The 21,201-nt window shown below is 35.8% G+C and carries 11 protein-coding genes; 6 read left to right on the top strand and 5 right to left on the bottom strand.

Annotation, left to right across the window (positions count from 1 at the left end; all coding sequences use genetic code 11):
- Window positions 1-164: 164 nt before the first annotated feature.
- From SALWKB2_RS07220 to SALWKB2_RS07210, 3 genes are read right to left on the bottom strand one after another with little or no spacing between them, the layout of a single operon-like run.
- A complete protein-coding gene (locus SALWKB2_RS07220; protein WP_025331005.1) occupies window positions 165-1,484 on the bottom strand; it encodes a TolC family protein in 1,320 nt (439 codons plus the stop codon).
- Complete coding sequence (locus SALWKB2_RS07215) at window positions 1,484-2,911, bottom strand: HlyD family type I secretion periplasmic adaptor subunit (RefSeq protein ID WP_025331004.1); 1,428 nt, start codon at window positions 2,909-2,911, stop codon at window positions 1,484-1,486. The genes SALWKB2_RS07220 and SALWKB2_RS07215 overlap by 1 nt, the downstream gene beginning before the upstream one ends.
- A gap of 34 nt (window positions 2,912-2,945) precedes the next feature.
- Entirely contained in the window at window positions 2,946-5,111 is a 2,166-nt protein-coding gene (locus SALWKB2_RS07210; protein ID WP_025331003.1) for a type I secretion system permease/ATPase, read from the bottom strand.
- A gap of 485 nt (window positions 5,112-5,596) precedes the next feature.
- Between SALWKB2_RS07210 and SALWKB2_RS07205 the strand changes: the two genes are divergently transcribed.
- From SALWKB2_RS07205 to SALWKB2_RS12645, 6 genes are all read left to right on the top strand, one after another.
- Complete coding sequence (locus SALWKB2_RS07205) at window positions 5,597-8,263, top strand: calcium-binding protein (RefSeq protein WP_025331002.1); 2,667 nt, start codon at window positions 5,597-5,599, stop codon at window positions 8,261-8,263.
- A 273-nt stretch (window positions 8,264-8,536) separates the two neighbouring features.
- Entirely contained in the window at window positions 8,537-9,526 is a 990-nt protein-coding gene (locus SALWKB2_RS07200; protein ID WP_025331001.1) for a hypothetical protein, read from the top strand.
- Window positions 9,527-9,609: 83 nt separating this feature from the next.
- Window positions 9,610-9,831: a hypothetical protein gene (locus SALWKB2_RS07195; RefSeq protein WP_025331000.1), complete on the top strand. Its 222-nt coding sequence runs from the start codon at window positions 9,610-9,612 to the stop codon at window positions 9,829-9,831.
- Window positions 9,832-9,882: 51 nt separating this feature from the next.
- Window positions 9,883-10,872 carry a hypothetical protein gene (locus tag SALWKB2_RS07190; RefSeq protein ID WP_144353291.1) on the top strand — a complete coding sequence of 330 codons (990 nt, stop codon included), beginning with the start codon at window positions 9,883-9,885 and terminating at the stop codon, window positions 10,870-10,872.
- A 382-nt stretch (window positions 10,873-11,254) separates the two neighbouring features.
- Window positions 11,255-12,241: a hypothetical protein gene (locus SALWKB2_RS07185; protein WP_025330998.1), complete on the top strand. Its 987-nt coding sequence runs from the start codon at window positions 11,255-11,257 to the stop codon at window positions 12,239-12,241.
- A gap of 103 nt (window positions 12,242-12,344) precedes the next feature.
- Window positions 12,345-18,581: a calcium-binding protein gene (locus SALWKB2_RS12645; RefSeq protein WP_025330997.1), complete on the top strand. Its 6,237-nt coding sequence runs from the start codon at window positions 12,345-12,347 to the stop codon at window positions 18,579-18,581.
- A 434-nt stretch (window positions 18,582-19,015) separates the two neighbouring features.
- Here the strand turns inward: SALWKB2_RS12645 and SALWKB2_RS07175 are convergent, their stop codons facing one another.
- Complete coding sequence (locus tag SALWKB2_RS07175) at window positions 19,016-20,536, bottom strand: catalase (protein ID WP_025330996.1); 1,521 nt, start codon at window positions 20,534-20,536, stop codon at window positions 19,016-19,018.
- A gap of 292 nt (window positions 20,537-20,828) precedes the next feature.
- Window positions 20,829-21,176 carry an iron-sulfur cluster insertion protein ErpA gene (erpA, locus tag SALWKB2_RS07170; protein ID WP_025330995.1) on the bottom strand — a complete coding sequence of 116 codons (348 nt, stop codon included), beginning with the start codon at window positions 21,174-21,176 and terminating at the stop codon, window positions 20,829-20,831.
- Between the last annotated feature and the right edge of the window lie 25 nt (window positions 21,177-21,201).

Raw genomic sequence — 21,201 nt, 5'->3', positions numbered from 1 at the left:
TCTAAAAATTAAATAATATTTTTATTTAAATAAAAATTGATTTAACATAAAAATGAAAATTCAAATAAAGTAACAAATTTCTCTTAAGTAGCTATCAATTAAATATCAGAGAAATTGATAGCTACTTAATCTAAGGTACTTAATAAGATTAATTATAGAATTGCTTAATACAGCAATTTATGTAATTTTTTTTGTTCTGTGGGTTGAGTCAAAATCCCTGCACTTTGCAGAAGCTGAATATACGTTGTTATATAACCATACTGGGCTTCGGCTAATTTTTGCTCAGCATCAGCCTTAGCCTGTAAAGCCTGTAATTCATCCAGATTACTGCGTATGCCTACTTTACGACCTAATTGGGTAGCTTCTAGTTTTACAGAATTCGCTTTTAATAATTGTTGCTGTGCCTGAATCTGATAAAGATTGCCTAATGTAGTCTGATAAGCCTGATTAACATTAAGTTCAATTTTACGTTCAGTTGCAATTAATAAAAATTTATTTTGTTGCTCTTTTGCTGCTGCTTCTTTAATTTTACTGTGGATTAATCCACCAGTAAATAAAGGCATTGAAAGCTGGACTGTAACAATCCCGCCTTTACTGCGAGTACCATGATCCAAACCATAAAATTGCTGAATCTGATGATTGTCCTGATAACCGCCATTAATCGTTAACTTCGGCCAGTTTTCTGCTTTAGCTGCGATATAAGCTTGTTTAGCATTTTCTAAAGCCAGCTTTTGCTGCTGCCATTCCGGATTATTTGTTTGTGCTGTATTTATCCAGTCTGCTTTGCTTGTTTTGCCCAGTAAGTCGCCAAAATCTGTATGTCTTAAACGTTTAATTTGCTTCGGATCAAGGCCGGTGATATTAGCCAGATTATTTTGAGCTACCAGCAGATCGGTCATTGCACTAACTTTTTTTGCACGCGCTGCTTCATACCCAGCCTGAGCTTCGTTTGTATCCAAAATGGTGGCTGCACCTTTATTGAATAGAGCTTTGGACTGTCTGATTTGCATTGCATAGGCTTCTTTTTCTTTTTCAATTGAAACTAGTTTATCTTCAATGAGTAAGACCTGAAAATAAGCCTTAGCAACATTAAATAGCAAATCTTCTTTTACATTTTCCAATTGCCAGTCAGCCATATTGGCGGTAATTTTACCTTGCTGGTATTGTGCCCATTTAGTTTTATCAAACAGAGCCTGACTTGCCTGAACATTCCAGCCATGAGTCTGGGTTGTACTGGATAGAGAGGGAGGCTGCTTCTGATAGATATAATTGCTATTTACCTGAGGGAGCAGAGCAGCACGTGTTTGTGCCAGTTGTTCTTTTTGAGCATCGCGTTCACTTTGAGCTGCTGAAAAATCTGCAGAATAGTTTATTGCAGCCTGCCAGGCATCAAATAAATCGAATGCCTGTACAGGAGCAGAAATAACACTGTATCCAATATAAATACAGAAAGTTTTCCAAATAGTAAAAGTATATTTTTGCATCAGCGTTCTCGCATACTTTCATCAACTTTAGTTTGCAGCGGGCTTAACAAATAAGTGATAACGCGACGCTTCCCGGTTTTAATTTCTGCAGTTACATTCATACCGGCTGTTAAATTCACTTTTTTACCATCTATCATCAGATAATTTCTGTCCAGAACAATAGTAGCAGCAAAAACCAGCCCCAGCTTTTCATCTTCAATTGCATCAAAACTTACATTTTTTACTTTACCGGTCAGGTATCCATAGCGAGTATAGGGAAATGACTCAATTTTAATAATGGCACTTTGTCCTGCTTTAACAAAACCGATATCTTTATTTGGAACAAGTGCTTCGATTTCCATCTGATCCTGATCCGGCACAATAACCATAATTTGCTGAGCAGCTGTAACGACACCGCCTATAGTATGTGTGGCCAGTTGCTGCACCGTACCGTCGACAGGTGATTTCAATGTCATTAATTGTTTACGCTGTAACGCTTTATCAGTTGCTTCTGTTAGTTGTTGAATTTGTTCATTGGCCTGACGCAATTGATCGAGTGTATCGCGTCTAAGGGTATTAGTCTGTAACTGTCTGTTTTGCTCTGCTTCGCGTATGCTTTCCTGAATTTGACGAAGCTGACTACGCTGGCTGGCTAAGTCATTTTTATTTTGAATAAACTTGCTTTCCTGCTCGTAATAAGCATGTTTGGATACAAAATTTTGTGCCAGTAAGTCCTTATAATCAGCTGTACGACGTTGCTCAATGGCTGTAGTTTGTTCAAGTTTACTTACCTGTGACTGGGTTCCCTGTAACTGTGCCTGATGTTCGCGCAGTACAGTCTGCAATTGGGCATCCTGAGTAAACCATGTTTGGAACTGATTTATAGCTAATGATTGTGCTTCCATAATCTGATCAGGAGTCAACTGCCATTTTGTTGCTAGTTCATGATCCAATACAGGAGGTTGATGTGTATCAACAGCACGAATCACCGCTTCCAGACGTAATTTATTTAAACGTGCGGCCTGCAGGGATTTTTCTGACTGAGCATAATCACTGTCAGAACCAATACCACTTAGCTGAACTAATACTTGTCCGCTTTTTACATGATCGCCATTTTTGACTGCAACTTTATCGACAACAGATGTTTCAAGCGGCTGGATAACTTTACTGCGCCCGCCTGGGGTAGTTTTACCCATTGCTACAGCAACAATATCCAGTTTGCCAATTAATGCCCATAATAGTGCCAGCACGGCAAACAGAATAATCAGCCTTGCCGTCCATTTAGGTGCGGCAGAAACAGGTGTTTCAGTTAATTCAAGATGCGCCGGTAAAAAAGCACGTTCGTCTTCATCTCGTTTAGGAGGATCCAATTGAAAACGTACCGCCCAGACATTTTTCCAGACTGTGCTATATCGTTGTAAAAAATCTTTAAAAGCTTGAAAGCGAATGCCCATATCTTATTTTCTTATTTTGAATTTAATGTCAGCTGTTTTGCAGTTGATATAAATAGCGATAGTAACCATTTGGTTTTTCCAGTAACTCCTGGTGAGTACCTTCTTCTACTATGCAGCCTTTATCCATGGCTATAATACGATTGGCCATACGGACTGTAGACAGACGATGTGCAATAATTAGTACGGTACGTCCTTTGCAGATAGCCTGCATATTTTTCATAATAGCTCGTTCGGATTCATAATCCAGAGCACTGGTTGCTTCATCAAGAATCAAAATACGCGGGTTGCCTACCAGAGCCCGGGCAATTGCTACTCGTTGCCTTTGACCTCCTGAAAGGCCAGCGCCCTGTTCTCCAACTATAGTGTCATATCCTTCCGGCAGCTCCATGATAAATTCATGTGCGCCGGCCATTTTAGCAGCATACATTACTCTTTCCAGCGGCATGCCCGGATCAGCAAGAGCAATATTGGCACGGATACTCTGATTGAGTAGAACGTTTTCTTGAAGCACCACACCTACCTGACGCCGTAACCATGCCGGGTCAGCCAACGCCAGATCATTACCATCAACTAAAACCCGCCCCCGCTCCGGTGTATATAAACGCTGTACCAGCTTGGTTAGAGTGGATTTACCTGAACCAGAACGCCCGACAATTCCCAGAATTTCTCCGGGCCGGATATTTAAACTCAGATCCCGTAATATTTCTGCACCATCAGGCCGGTAGCGAAAAGAAATTTTTTCAAATTCAATTTGTCCTTTAATATTGGGGAGAGCCATGCGCGAAGTTGGATTTTCCGTCGGAGTATTCAGAATATCTCCTAACCGTGATACCGATATCCCCACTTGCTGGAAATCCTGCCATAGCTGTGCCAGCCGGATAACAGGAGCCGCTACTTGTCCTGCAAGCATATTAAATGCAATTAACTGACCTACAGTCAGATCGCCCTTAATTACCAGATGCGCACCGAGCCATAATGTAACAACTGTAACCAGTTTTTGGATAAACTGTACACCTTGTTGTCCGATAGTAGCCAGCCGGGCAACGCGAAAACCGGAATTGACATAAGCGGCCAGTTGCTGATCCCAGCGTCTGGTCATCTGTGGTTCAACGGCCATTGCTTTAATGGTACCGACAGCAGTGACTGATTCAACCAGAAAAGACTGATTATCGGCATTGCGGGCAAATTTTTCATTCAAACGAGCACGCAAAATCGGGCTGATAGTTGCAGACCAGATGGCATAGCAGGGCAGGGAGATAACAACTACCAATGTTAGCCAGCCACTATAAAACCACATAACCAGCAAGAAGATAAAAGAAAAACATAAGTCTAAAACAGAAGTTAATGCCTGTCCTGTTAGGAAATTCCGGATTTGTTCCAGTTCACGCACTCGTGCAACGGTATCTCCCACTCTGCGATGCTCAAAATAAGCCAGAGGCAGACTTAACAGATGTCTGAATAATCGTGCACCTAATTCAACATCAATACGTGATGTGGTATGAGCAAATATATATGTACGTAATCCGCTTAGCACGACATCAAAAATAATGATCACCAGCAATGCAATAGTAATAACATCAAGTGTAGAAAAGCTGCGGTGAACTAGAACTTTATCCATTACCACCTGAAAAAACATAGGTGTAACAAGTGCAAAAAGCTGAATAAAAACGGATACAACCAGTACTTCCAGAAAGATACGCCGGTATTTGATAACAGCCGGAATAAACCATGTGAAATCAAATTTGGCCAGTTGACCAAGTATTGATGCACGGGAAGTAACCAATATAAGCTGTCCAGAATAGCGTTGGGTAAATTCTTCTTTCGTAAGGATAACCGGTTTACCCTGTTCAAGATCCTGAATTAAATAGCGATCACCATCTATTCTAGCCAGAACAAAATGCTGTCCGTCATCCCGCCAAACAACTGCAGGCAAAGCCACAAGATGCAGACGTTCAACATTATGCTTTACCAGCCTGGCTTTTAATCCCAGTTCTTTGGCTGCCAATAGCCATTGCTCACTGTTTAAATCCCCTTTTTCAGCATATTTATGGGTAATATCGGCAGGATTAACTGCCAAACCATGAAAATGGGCAATAAGTACGAGTGCAGTAACCGCTATATTGGGTTTTTGAAAACTATCTGATTTTTTTAAAGAATCAGATTTTGAAGGCAGAGACTCAGGTGATAATGACATAGGTATTAAAAATATCTTAATTTAAGATGACAAATTAACATAAATAATAACAAAAATATACTCAAAAGAAACAATATGATTTAATTGTTTAGTACTTAATTATATTGGATCAAATTTAATATATATATATATGAATAAAATTTATATTTATTTGACCTGATACTATATATTGTAAAATCTTGTTGATATTAATCTAGAATTTTAGTAGTCTGTTTTAAATCAGATTTTGTTTATCTTAATATAATATAAAAAAATAACTAAGTTCAGATAAAAATATTTTTTAAAATACGAACTAGTATTTTAGTCCTTATTAATATAAAAAAATGATATTCAGATTATTTTATTTAAGAAGTTAAATGTAGAGTTGTATTTATTGTTTTGTTTATAAAGTAAAGGGGGGGTTTATATAAATAGAAATTAATTATTAGAATGCAAATATTAAATTTAACTTTTGTATTAATTTTTTTTAATTAAGGATTAGCTATATGAATGCGTTAATAAAAGAATACCAATATCAGAATACGAGCTCAATATTTTCAGATAATGTGAACCTAATTGAAGGAAGTGATAAAGATGATGTTTTATCAGGAACAAGTCAGGATGATACTCTGATAGGAGGTGCTGGAAATGATAATTTATATGGAGGAGAGGGTAATGATACCTATGTCTTTGCCAAAGGACATGGTAAAGATTATATTTCTGACAGTGCAGGAGAATCAGATACGATTCAGTTTTTAGATATCAATTTCGATGAAATTAAGTTCAGGAAAAATGGAGATAACCTGATTATTTATGGTTATAACGAAGGAGATTCAGTAGAAATAAAAGGTTTCTTTAATGGCTGGGTAAATTATTCAATAGAGAATTTTGTATTCAAAGATAGAACAGTTACATTAGAGCAGCTTCAGAAAGAAGGAATGGAGTTGTATGGAACATCAGGAAATGACAGTATTTATATACCAAAAGGCAAAGGGATACTGCATGGCGGAGATGGTAACGATACACTTAGTGCCAGCCAACATGATAACGCAAATGACACACTGGATGGTGGGGCTGGTAATGATACCCTTTATGGATATAAAGGAGATGATACTCTGATAGGAGGTACAGGGGATGATAATTTATATGGAGGAGAGGGTAACGATACCTATGTCTTTGCCAAAGGACATGGTAAAGATTATATTTCTGACAGTGCAGGAGAATCAGATACGATTCAGTTTTTAGATGTCAATTTTGATGAAGTGAAATTTTACAAAGATGGAAATACACTGTTTATTTATGGCTATAACACGGGAGATTCAGTTGAAATACGAGATTTTTTTAATTCGACTGGAAGTAAAGCTATAGAAAATTTTATATTCAAAGATAGAACAGTTACGTTAGAACAGCTTCAGAAGGAAGGAATGGAACTGTACGGAACATCAGGAAATGACAGTATCTATATACCAAAAGGCAAAGGGATACTGCATGGCGGAGATGGTAACGATACACTTAGTGCCAGCCAGCATGATAACGCAAATGACATACTGGATGGTGGGGCTGGTAATGATACCCTTTACGGATATAAAGGAGATGATACTCTGCTAGGGGGTGCTGGAAATGATACCTTATATGGAGGAGAGGGTAATGACACCTATGTCTTCGCCAAAGGACATGGTAAAGATCTGATAATTGACGAAGCGGGTGAAGCAGATACGATCCAGTTTTTAGATGTCAATTTTGATGAAGTGAAATTTTACAAAGATGGAAATACACTGTTTATTTATGGCTATAACACGGGAGATTCAGTTGAAATACGAGATTTTTTTAATTCGACTGGAAGTAAAGCTATAGAAAATTTTATATTCAAAGATAGAACAGTTACGTTAGAACAGCTTCAGAAGGAAGGAATGGAACTGTACGGAACATCAGGAAATGACAGTATCTATATACCAAAAGGCAAAGGGATACTGCATGGCGGAGATGGTAACGATACACTTAGTGCCAGCCAGCATGATAACGCAAATGACATACTGGATGGTGGGGCTGGTAATGATACCCTTTACGGATATAAAGGAGATGATACTCTGCTAGGAGGTGCTGGAAATGATACCTTATATGGAGGAGAGGGTAATGACACCTATGTCTTCGCCAAAGGACATGGTAAAGATCTGATAATTGACGAAGCGGGTGAAGCAGATACGATTCAGTTTTTAGATGTCAATTTTGATGAAGTGAAATTTTACAAAGATGGAAATACACTGTTTATTTATGGCTATAACACGGGAGATTCAGTTGAAATACGAGATTTTTTTAATTCGACTGGAAGTAAAGCTATAGAAAATTTTGTATTTAAAGATAAGACAATTACCCTAGAGCAGTTCCAGAAAGATGGAATGGTATTACATGGTACTGCCGGCAATGATAGTATTTCGCTTGATACAGGCAGAGCAATATTATTCGGAGAAGATGGAGACGATATTCTCAGTGGCGGAAAATATAATGATGTTTTAGTTGGTGGTAACGGAAATGACATTTTACAAGCTTATGGAGGAGATAATACATTAATAGGAGGAACGGGTAATGATGATTTAAGAGCAGATGATGGAAAAAATATATTTGTAGGCGGAGCTGGAGATGATTTTCTTTCCGGTAGTGGTGGTGATGACATATATATATTTTCAAAAGGTCATGGAAGAGATTTACTTATTGATGGAAATGTGTTGTTACAAGATAAAAATAGTAAAGAAGATACGATAATATTTACAGATGTGAATGTAAATGAAGTTGTATTCAGAAAAGAGGGAGATTCATTGTTTCTTCTAGGTTATAATTTAGGTGATTCTATTGAAATAAGAGGTTGTCTTTCTAAAAATGCTGGAAATTATGCTGGAATAGATAAGTTTGTTTTTAAAAATCAACTAATTACATTATCTGAACTTTTTGCTGTTTTTGAACGAAATAAAAATAAAGATGGTGATTACTATTTTTATACTGGAAATAATGTAAATCATAATGACATAACCGGTCATCCTCTGGTCACTCAACAAGTTCAACAGCTTGTTAATGCAATGGCAGGATTAAATACAAATGCAATAGATGATGTGCAAATGTGTGAATTATTAGAACAAAACAGATTACTGAGTAATATTGCAACCAGTTTTGACAAATAATTGAAATTTAATTATTAAAGTCTGTGTAAAATAACCTGTGATTAATATTAATCACAGGTTTATAATATATTTGACAAAGATATTGGTATAAAATAAAAGCCTGATATTAATTATAAAAATTTTGAAAAATATAAATCCAATATCTTATTAAAAATTATTTTATATATAGCAAATATAAAAATTATACTCGGGTAAATATTAATTTTGAATATTTTATTAAATGGTTTATTATTTGCTTATTTAAAAAATTTTTTCTAAAGGGATATATTAGCAATGTTTGAACTTATGTTGGCCTGGATTCTGATTGGTATAATCTTAATCATTTTAATATTACTATATTGTCTAGTAAAGATAATAGGTAAAGTACAGATTATTGCAAAAAATAATCCCAAAAAAACAAAATATATAGTAATAGTTTTATCCATGATATTAATTATTGCAGGAGGATTTAAAATAAAAAAGCTATATTATGAAAGACCTCCCTATCGCTTCTGGTATGAATTATTAGAAAAAAATTCTAAACCTTTTTACATTTCACAAAACAAGTTTGAGGAAAAGAATAGAGAAGGATACTGCTGGCGAGACAGGACCTATTACACCAAAAAAGAGCTTTGGCATAAAGCAATGAAAAGCCTGATAGGAAAAATCATATATGAAAATAAATTATATTGGGAAAATAAGATGAAGAATATGGATGGTCAGTTTTTACTTACTTATCGTCAATGTACCAGCTCGGATAATTGCAGAGTATGGCAAGTACCAGTTGATCTAACAAATCAGAAGCTTAATAATTATATAGGTGTTCAAGATAATTATTTGGATAATATTAATGAACTTATTAAATTACCAAAAGTACAGACTTTTATATATGACTCAGATAAAAATTATATTAATTATAATTTTGGATTAGAAAAATTTATTTTAATACACCGAAAAACAAGTGAAGATTCTATTAAATTATATGGGAGTGATTGTTGTACAGTATATAATAAATCTGAATGGCAATTAATGAAGAAAAGAAAAAATTATGTCTTAGCATATAAAGAATCGATTTTTGATACTTTTGTAGAAGAATCAAGAATTCCTCCAGATGAAGATATAAATTCATTGGGAGTAGGTAATTATTATTTTGGTATAGATGGTTTTTTACCAAAAACTAAAACAAACTATTATCCGATAAATTATCCGTATGAAGTATTTTATTTAAATAATTGTGGCGATATTTTATATAAACCATATTTTTATAGAACAAATAAAATATAATTATATGACAAATGTGATATAATTTATAAAGATTATCAATAATAAGTATATTAATCTAAAATTTTATATAAAAGTATAAATATATGACTTATGAATTAGAAAATTGGAAAGATTTAGTGAGTGTAGATGAGATTCTCGCCAGATATTTATGGAATCAGGAGGCAGCACCGTCACCTTCAGAACTAGTTGATGATAAGTGGATACGAGATACGGGTGCTAAGGGAAATGCTTTGATGATCGATGCACAGGAATATATGACGCATGGTGGTGGGTGTTTTGTATCGGCAGCTAATTTTAAGTTGTAAATAGTTTTTATAAGTAATAGTTCTTTCAGCTTAAACAAATGAAATGCATATGTGCATGGAGAATATAAAGGTATGTTTTTGATATTTTTTGGAATTATCACAATCTATTTTGTCTTACCCTTACTTAGTGCTTGGATTCTGGATAAAGTAATATCTTTAGCAAAAGCACACCCAAAACCGGCAAAATATACATTAATAACTATGTTCATTATATTGATGGTAGCAGCTGGCTTAAAAATACGAGATATATATTATGAAAAATCGCCATATTACTTCTGGAATGAATTAATGCGGAAAAATCCTAAACCATTTAATGTATCACAAGAAGAATTTGAGGCTAAGAACAGGGCTGGGTATTGCTGGCGGGATAAAAAATATTATAGCAAGGAAGAGCTATGGTCTAAGGCGATGAAAAGTTTTACTGGGCGAATGATATATGAAAATAAATTATATTGGGATAATGAGGTAATAGATGCTGGAGGACATCCAAGACCAACTGCAGCTGATTGTAGACGTTCTCAAGGTTGTAGAGTATTGAAAATTCCTATAAATTTGTTTAATCAGGAATTTAGAAAAGATAATATTGAGACAAAAAATAGTTTTTGGGAAAAAATTGATGGACTAATTAATAATACTAAAGTGCAGAGTTATAAATTTGCCTCAGATGAAGCTTATATTAATGATGATTTTGAGTTAAAAAACTATATTTTGATACATAAATTAGATAATCAAAATTATTTTTCTGTCTATGCTAGTAATAGCTGCTGTACTGTTTTAAATAAATCGGAATGGTCATTGATAAAAAATAAATATAAATTAATATATGCTAAAAATGATATGGGAACATTTGTAGAAGAGTCGAGAATTCCGGTCGACATAGATATTAACTCTTGGGGAGTAGGAAATTTCTATTTAAGTGTTACAAAATCTTATTATTTTGATATTGAAAACTTTAAAGAGGGAGATGAATCTGTATTACCTGAAGATATATTTATTTTAAATAACTGTGGCGATATTTTGTATAAGCCATATTATTATTAAGTAAAATTTTGTTTAAAATAATAATATGTAAATAATATTAAATTTATTATTGTTGTGTTAGATATTTAATTTCAATATTGAGTGTTAATATGGGTATATGACGTGAATGCAGGTAAAGATTTAGTGAGTGTAGATGAGATTCTCGCCAGATATTTATGGAATCAGGAAACAGCACCGTCACCTTCGGAACTAGTTGATGATAAGTGGATACGAGATGCGAGTGCTGAGGGAGATACCTTGTGATCGATGTACAGGAATATATGACGCATGGTGGTGGGCGTTTTTATCGGAAGCTGATTTTAAGTTGTAAATAGTTTTTATAAGTAATAGTTCTTTCAGTTTAAACAGATGAAATGCATATGTACAGGGAGAATATAAAGGTATGTTTTTGATATTTTTTGGAATTATCACAATCTATTTTGTCTTACCCATACTTAGTGTTTGGATTTTGGTTAAAGTAATATCTTTAGCAAAAGCACACCCAAAACCGGCAAAATATACATTAATAACTATGTTCATTATATTGATGGTAGCAGGTGGCTTAAAAATACGAGATATATATTATGAAAAATCGCCGTATTACTTCTGGAATGAATTAATGCGGAAAAATCCTAAACCATTTAATGTATCACGAGAAGAGTTTGAGGTTAAGAACAGGGCTGGGTATTGCTGGAGGGATAAAAAATATTATAGCAAGGAAGAACTATGGCATAAGGCGATGAAAAGTTTAACTGGTCGAATGATATATGAAAATAAATTTTATTGGGATAATAAAGTAACTAATGTCGATGGCGAATTTTTACCAACTGCAGATGATTGTAGACGTTCTCAGGGTTGTAGGGTGTTCAAGATTCCGATGAATCCAGATAAAGAAAAATTTCTAAAAGATGATATTGAAAATGAAGATGATTTTCGGAGAGTACTTGATATATTAATTAAACATAATGAAGCGGACAGCTTTATATTTGCGTCGGATAAAAATTATATTAATGATGATTTTAAGTTAAAAAACTATATTTTGATACATAAAAAAGATAATCCAAATTATCTTTCTGTCTATGATAGTAATAGCTGCTGTACTGTTTTAAATAAATCAGAGTGGTCATTGATGAGAAAAAACTATATTTTAAAATATATCGGAATGGAAACAGCAGTATTTACGGGAAAATCTAAAATTCCCATTGATATTGACCTTAACTCTTGGGGGGTAGGTAATTTTTATTTGAGTGTTACATATTCTAAATCAATAACTTTGCCAGAATTTGTAGCTAAAGATAAAAGTAAAACTTTTAAGGATACCAGAAGAGTTTATTTGTTAAATAATTGTGGCGATGTTTTATATAGACCAAATTATTGGTGGCGTAGGTAATTTAGAATAAATTACATATTAAAACTTTAATTATTTTTTTGTTAATATAAGTTTTAATTTGTTTAATCTGTGGTTTTAAATATTAAATAAAAGGGGTAATAACATGGCTTATGACGTGAATGCAGGTGAAGATTTAGTGAGAGTAGATGAGATTCTCGCCAGATATTTATGGAATCAGGAAACAGCACCGTCACCTTCGGAACTAGTTGATGATAAGTGGATACGAGATGCGAGTGCTGAGGGAGACGCCTTGATGATCGATGCACAGGAATATATGACGCATGGTGGTGGGCGTTTTGTATCGGCAGCTAATTTTGAGTTTTTTAAAAATTTCTTTTCTTCAGAGTTTTCGGCTGGCAGTTATGATTTTATTTCCATGTGGAATATATTAAAAGCGGACGATCCTCTTAGCCCAGAAATAAGCAATGATAAAAAGATAAAGAAGTTTACAAAATCTATTAGTCAATATACTACTGGTATTGGATCTAGTGATTACTTAACTCGTGCCTTTATTTTTGGTTCAACAGGTTTTACTATTGATTTTGATTCAATAAAATTTGTGGTTAAAGCGGATGGCACAAAGGAAATTCAAGGGTTAAAAATAATTCCATGTGAAGATAATTTTGATTTTGATTCTAAAAACGGGGTTGCTAATTACTTAAATGAAGATTTTAAAAAAGTGATCGATCCCTTTGGTATAGGCAGAACGGTACCGATTAAATTTACAGGAGATGTGTCCGCCGTTACTGTGACAGATAAAGATTTTGCTCAATTGAAGAAAACTAAATTAGAGCAAGAAGATATCGATAAAGTTGGTCTTCTAACAACACCAGCTTATTTAGCTGTAATTTGGAAACTAATCAAAGAATCTCCATCTATTAATTTTAGAGATTCCTTGGGAAGAAAAGTTATTTATGATGCAGATAGTAAATTTCACAATGGTATTTTAGAGGCCGAATCTATAGATGATATTGGAATGGTATTTAATGGCCCTGGATCTGTATTAGTTGGTGGTGGTGGTGAAGATGATTTAATAGGTTGCGATGGTGATGATTTGTTAATGGGCGCCAGTTCCTACTCATATGAAAAAGATCTACTTAAGGGAAAAAACGGATATGATACTTATATTGTTGATACCATGGATGTTATTGAAGACTCAGATGGTTCTGGAGAAGTATATTTAAGAGATGGCAGAAATAAATGTCTTGTACCAATCAGCAGCTATAAAGGTAATAAATTAACCGGTGGTGTTCATGCTGAAAATGATCCTGAAAATACTTACTATGGTGGCGGAATCAAGTATTTTTGGGAAGGCGGGGATTTAATTATTAATGATGGATTGATCATAAAAAATTTCAGAAATGGAGATTTAAATATCCGGCTGAGAGAAAAAGATGATACTCGGCCGGATTTCAAGGATGCGGAGAATATCAGATCACCTATTATCATTGATATGAATGGAGATGGTGTAAAAACTACTGCACAAGGTAAGCATACATATTTTGATCATGATGGAAATGGTTTTGCAGAGAATACTGGCTGGGTTGATAGTAATGATGCACTACTGGTTTTAGACTGTAATCAAAACGGATTGATTGATGACGGAAAAGAGTTATTTGGCAGTAATACTTTATTATCTTCTGGTAAAAAAGCACAAAATGGATTCGAAGCCCTAGCTGAATTTGATGAGAATCGAGATGGTGTAATTGATACTGCTGATTCAGTGTGGTCGAGATTACAATTATGGCAAGATAAAAATCAGAATGGTTTAGTTGATGAGGGAGAATTATTGTCGCTGAGTAATACTCAGATTACAGCTATAGGACTTAATTATCTGAAAGGTGATAAAAAAGATGAGAATGGTCATGAGCACAGAGAAACATCTCAAGTTACCTGGGCAGACGGGCATCAGACAGATGTAACAGATGTATGGTTTAAGGTAGATAAAGGAGATACTTTTAATACTGATTACTTGGCAATTGATAAAGATATAGCGAAATTACCTTATATACAAGGCTTTGGTAATGTATCAGATCTGCATACTGCTATGCAGAAAGATGCTGTTCTAAAGGAAATGGTTAAAGCTTATCTGACAGCTGATACTAAAACACGTGAATCACTACTGAACAATTTGATTTATAGATGGACTGGTTCTGAACAGGTTGATCCCGTAAGTCGAGGAAAATATATTGATGACGCACGGAAGTTGGTAACTTTAGAAAATCTAACCGGTTCAGATTTTTTAGGTATTTGGTGCTCAGGAAGACTTGATTCAGATCCTCATTCACACGCAGCACCTATACTTATTAAGGAGTTTAATAAATTTGCAGAATATGTTTCCGCCAGTTTATTGGCCGAAGGAGTATATAAGGAGCTATTTTTCCCAGTTATTCTGGCGCAGTGGAATGCTGAACAGCAAAAAATCGGATATGATTACTCTAAGCTAGATCAAGAGCTTGTAAGATTAGTTGAAAATAATCAGCTGGCCGAAGCTAGAGAATTGATGCAAATTGATAAGAATCTGGGGAAATATAATAGTGCAGCGCGGGAAAGGCGGCAAGCCAATCTATTGAAAGTAGCTCGTGATAATGGATTAATAGCTCAACTTTATGGTGAGATAGATAATATTTTTATTAGTTCAAATGGAAATGATAGCTTTAATGGAAACGAATGGCAGAAAGATCGCTATCTATTTCGCTCAGGCCATGGGCAGGATGTAATAAAAGATTTTGGATATGTCAGTGAAAAAAGTAAGCGCAATGATTTATGCTTTGAAGGAGCCAAGCTGGCAGATACACAGTTTGTACGTTTGGGCAATGATTTAATTATAAAGGCGTATGGAACGAGTGACTCAGTAACCTTATTGGATTATTTTAATAGCGATAATCGTGCATTTAATTTTGTATTTGATAATGAAACGATTACTTATGAAGAGTTGATGAGTCGATACACTTTTACTCATAGTGGAGATGATGGAGATAATAAGATTTCCGGCTGTGATGGAAAAGACATTTTGAGCGGAGGAGCGGGCAATGATACTTTATGGGGAGGAGCTGGCGATGATATTTTGGATGGAGGCGAAGGCAATGATATTCTGGAAGGAGGAGAAGGTTACGATATTCTGATAGGGGGGACAGGCAATGATATCCTGAAAGGAGGAGATTGGCATAAAGACCGTTATGAATTTGAGGCAGGTCATGGTCAGGATGTAGTTAAGGATGATGGTAGAGATTCTAAAGACGATCTAAATGCTCGTAATGAATTGGTATTTAAAGGAGCGAAACTGGCAGACGCAGAATTTATCCGCTTTGGAACAGACCTGATTATTAAAGCGTATGGTTCAACAGATTCTGTGACTCTCTTAGGATATTTCAGCGATAGTTATTACAGCAGATCGTTTAATTTTATATTTGATGATCAGAGCGTTACTCCCTATATAGACCCCATCTGGGGCAAAGGCAGTGATGATATTCTGACTGGTGGAGATGGTGATGATATGCTGAATGGATTAAATGGTGATGATATTCTGAATGGAGGAGCTGGTGATGATATTCTGAATGGAGGGAATGGTGATGACATTTTAAATGGAGGCGTTGGCGATGATATTCTGAACGGAGGAGCTGGTGATGATATTCTGAATGGTGGCACTGGAAATGACTTTCTGAATGGAGGTGATGGGGGTAAAGATCGTTATGAGTTTGAGACTGGGCATGGCCAAGATGTGATTAATGACCAGGCTTATGATTCACAAGGTTATCAGTTTGGATCTAATGACGTAGTATTTAAAGGAGCCAAACTGGCAGACGCAGAATTTAGTCGATCAGGGAACAGTCTAGTTGTTCGAGCGTATAAATCAGCAGATTCGGTAACTTTATTGGATTATTTCATACATAATAATTATAAGGCTTTTATCTTTATATTTGATGATCAGAGTATTTCTTATGATAATGTTATAAAAGACTATATTTTCACTCAGAATGGAGACGGAAAAGACAACGTTATTTTTGGCTGGCAAGGAACTGATATTCTAAATGGGGGGATGGGCAATGACACGCTATGGGGAGGAGCTGGTAATGATATTCTGAATGGAGGCGAAGGCAATGATATTCTGGAAGGAGGAGAAGGTTACGATATTCTGAATGGTGGTGCTGGAAATGATATTCTGAATGGCGGCTATTGGCATAAAGACCGGTATGAATTTGAGGCGGGGCATGGTAAAGATGTAATCAATGATAGAGGTGATGACAATTATCCTGAAAACTATAATGATTTAGTATTTAAGGGAGCCAGTTCGGCAGATGCAAAATTTTTGCGATATGGAGATGATCTGGTTATTCAGGCGTATGGATCAGCAGATTCAGTAACTCTACCTGATTACTTCATCAATAAATACATTGTTAACAGAGCATTTAACTTTATATTTGATGATCAAACTATCATTTATAAAGATATCTTAAAGCACTTTACGATTAATCAGAGCGGAGATGAGAAAGACAATGAGATTAGTGGCTGGGATGGAAAGGATTTGATTAACGGAGGAGCGGGTAATGATGTTTTAGGTGGAGGATATGGCGATGATATTTTAAATGGAGACGAAGGCAATGATACTTTATGGGGAGGAGCAGGCGATGATGTTTTAAATGGAGACGAAGGCAATGATAATTTAAATGGAGGTACAGAAAATGATATTCTGAATGGAGGAGCTGGCGATGATATTCTGAATGGAGATAAGGGTGATGACATTTTAAATGGAGGAGTTGGCGATGATATTTTGAACGGGGGAGAAGGCTATGATATTTTAAATGGGGGCGCAGGCAATGATATCCTGAAAGGAGGAGATTGGCATAAAGACCGTTATGAGTTTGAGGCGGGGCATGGTCAGGATGTAGTTAATGATAAAGGTGATAACTATTATTCTGAATCCTATTTGAAAAAGCGTAATGACCTTGTATTTAAAGGTGCCAATCTAGCAGAAGCAAAATTTTTGCGATATGGAGATGATCTGGTTATTCAGGCATATGGATCAGCAGATTCAGTGACTCTACCTGAATACTTCAACTATGATAACAGATATAGCAGAGCATTTAACTTTATATTTGATGATCAAACTATCGTTTATGAAGATATCAATAAGCACTTTACGATTAATCAGAGCGGAGATGAAAAAGACAATGTTATTAACGGCTGGTATGGTAAAGACATTTTGAGCGGAGGAGCGGGCAATGACACTTTATCAGGTGAATATGGCGATGATATTTTGGATGGAGGTGAAGGCAATGATATTCTGGAAGGAGGAGAAGGTTACGATATTCTGATAGGGGGTACAGGCAATGATATCCTGAAAGGAGGAGATTGGCATAAAGACCGTTATGAGTTTGAAGCAGGTCATGGTCAGGATGTGATTAATGATAAAGGTAGAGATTATGAATTCACAAAACATGAGCGAAATGATGTTGTCTTTAAAGGTGCCAAGCTGGCAGATGCAAAATTTATTCGCTCTGGAACCGATCTGGTTATTCAGGCGTATGGATCAATAGATTCAGTGACTCTACCTGATTACTTCAACAATAACAGCAGCGCATTTAACTTTATATTTGATGATCAAGCCATTACTTTGGAAGATATCAAAAAAGATTATGCCTTCATCCAGAGCGGAGATGAAAAGGATAATATTATTTCCGGCTGGCAAGGAAACGATATTCTTATCGGAGGTGCAGGAGATGATGTTCTAAACGGTGGTTCTGGTAATGATATTCTGAATGGCGGTGTCGGTAATGATATTCTCAATGGTGGTAACTATGAAAAAGACTGTTATGAATTTGAAGCCGGTCATGGTCAGGATGTGGTGAATGATTTAGGCTATATGGATAAAAAAAATAAAGATCAACGTAATGATTTGGTGTTTAAAGGCGCTAGTCTGGCCGATGCTGAATTTATCCGTTCTGGTAATGATTTAGTCATTTATGCATATGGATCAGCAGATTCAGTGACCTTACCTGATTATTTTAATACTAAAAATAAAAATAGCCGGGCTTTTAATTTTGTGTTTGAAGATAAAAGCGTTACCTATGAAGATATGAAGAAAAATCGTTCCTTTGGTGTAACTAAAGCTAAAAATGGAAATGATATTATTAATCTACGGAATATTGCTTCCAGTGATTTGGCAGATAACACACCACTTAAAGGTAAATTTATTTCTAATCATAGTAATGATCCTTCAGCACAGATTCAGAATTTACTTTCAGCCATGGCAGGATTTACTCCCGCTATTGATGATAGATTAAATTCGGTGGAGCCGATACAGCAATCTATGCATTTAACAAGTGCCCCTGCTTATTGAATAAATTGGTTTATTTATTAATTAAGCCTAGGTAATAAAATACCCGTAATTGCTGATTACGGGTATTTTTATTGTGCATGAAATTATCTGTGGAAAATTTAGAATAAAGATAAATGTTAATTTAATGCAGAATTTGAAGGTTTAAAATAAGTCGATGATCGATGAATAGTCATTAAAGAAATTCAGGTAATTAATATTATGAATTTTAAATATTAAAATATTTTGATACATTTTTATGTTGTAGTTTAATTTATAGTTTTTCATTCCCTTTATATAGAACATTTTTCTGATTAAATTATTGTAATGTTTTAGTTGTTTATGAATCCGGATTAATAAAGATTTTAGTTTTAATAAATTATCTAACGGAAATATATTTCTATATAAAAATCCTTAAACGTTATTGTTTAAGGATTTTTATCAATTAATGATTAAGTTTAAATCAGAACAGCGCATCCCTGTGCCGGGTCACTGCTGCGTGCTGCTATGGCTGCTTCTACAGTCATGCCCAGTGCTTTGGCTACGCCTGCACCATAGTCCGGATGGCAGGCATTGCAGTTACGAATATGTCTGTATTTGATAAAGTCAGGTGCATCACCCATAGCTCGTGCTGTGTTTTCAAATAGTACCTGCTTTTGGTTATCATTCATTAAGTTAAATAAGGCGCGGGGCTGGCTGAAATAGTCATTATCGTCTTCGTGAAAATTCCAGAAATCAGCATCACCATGTATTTTAAGCGGAGGTTCGCGAAATTCAGGCTGTTCCTGCCATTGATGGAAGCTGTTAGGCTCATAATGGGGCAGACTTCCATAATTGTCATCTACCCGGGTTGTACCATCACGATGGTTACTGAAAACGGGACAGCGTGCTTTATTAACGGGTATCTGATGATGATTGACCCCTACACGGTAGCGGGCAGCGTCTGCGTAATTATATAGACGTGCCTGTAAAACTTTGTCAGGAGAAACACTGATTCCCGGCACCAGATTACTAGGAGCGAAAGCTGCCTGTTCAACGTCAAGATAATAATTATCCGGGTTGCGGTTTAGTTCGAATTCGCCCACCTCGATAAGCGGATAATCGCCATGCGGCCATACTTTAGATAAATCAAACGGATGATAGGGTACTTTTTCAGCATCGGTTTCCGGCATGATTTGGATATACATTGTCCATTTAGGAAAATTACCGGATTCGATAGCATTGTAAAGATCGCGCTGATGGCTGTCGCGATCTTGTCCCATGATAGTGGCGGCCTCTTCATCGGTAAGGTTTTTAATTCCCTGTTGAGTGCGGAAGTGAAATTTAACCCAGAAGCGTTCTTTATTAGCGTTAATGAAACTAAATGTATGTGAACCGAAACCATGCATATGCCGGTAACTGGCCGGTATGCCTCTGTCGGACATGGTAATGGTTACCTGATGAAATGATTCCGGCAGTAAAGTCCAGTAGTCCCAGTTATAAGTAGGGCTGCGCAGATTGGTACGGGGGTCGCGTTTGACGGCTTTATTAAGGTCTGGAAATTTACGCGGATCACGCAGAAAAAATACAGGTGTATTATTGCCTACCAGATCCCAATTGCCCTGTTCGGTATAAAAGCGCATGGCAAAGCCGCGGATATCGCGCTCAGCATCTCCGCCACCGCGTTCAGCTGCTACTTCGGAAAAGCGTACAAACATTTCGGTTTTTTTGCCAATTTGGCTGAATAGTTTGGCACATGTATATTTGGTTATATCGTGGGTAACTGTGAAAGTACCAAATGCACCTGAGCCTTTTGCATGCATCCGGCGTTCAGGGATAACTTCACGGACAAAATTGGCCAGTCTTTCGTTCAGCCATAAATCCTGAGCCAGTAAAGGACCGCGTGGTCCGGCTGTAAGACTATTCTGATTATCAGAGACAGGCGCCCCCTGATCTGTTGTGAGATGGGTTACCGGGCATTTTTTTATATCATGGTTCATGGTAAAGCTCCTTGTTAATTTGTTATTAAAAAAGGCCTTTACTGCTTTTGGCTACCCAGATGATTATAGGCTTTTGAATAAAATATGATGTTAATATTTTGTTATTTTATGTTTTATTGTAAATAGAAATTATTTTTAATATTGTGTGAAATTTTTAATGTATTGAGTTTTAAAGTGAACAATTTTTGGTTATTGCTGGTTGTTGCCCATAAATAAACCAGCCTGCTTTGGCTGGTTTAGAAAATTAATTCAGTTGTTTGAGTAAAGAAATCTTGCTATATAGTCGATTCACTTAAACAGAGAAAGACGAGCCACAACCACAGGTGGTAGTTGCGTTAGGGTTGCGGATAACAAATTGTGAACCGTGCAGACTTTCAGAATAATCGATTTCTGCACCAACCAGATATTGATAACTCATTGGATCAATCAGAAATGTTAAGCCATCTTTCTGGATTTCAAAATCATCATCATTAACGATTTCATCAAAAGTAAAACCGTACTGGAAACCTGAGCATCCCCCACCTGTTACGAATACGCGCAGTTTCAGGTCTGGATTGTTTTCTTCTGCAATTAAATCTTTTACTTTGGTACAACAGCTTTCAGTAAAGATAATCGGTGTTTCAATATCGGTTTCTGACATGGTGTAGTCCTTTTAATAATATGTG

Origin of the sequence: Snodgrassella alvi wkB2, from assembly GCF_000600005.1 — a bacterium.
Taxonomy (GTDB): Bacteria; Pseudomonadota; Gammaproteobacteria; order Burkholderiales; family Neisseriaceae; genus Snodgrassella; species Snodgrassella alvi.
The sequence above is the reverse complement of the archived record's forward strand: the minus strand, read 5'-3'. Positions and strand labels throughout refer to the sequence as shown.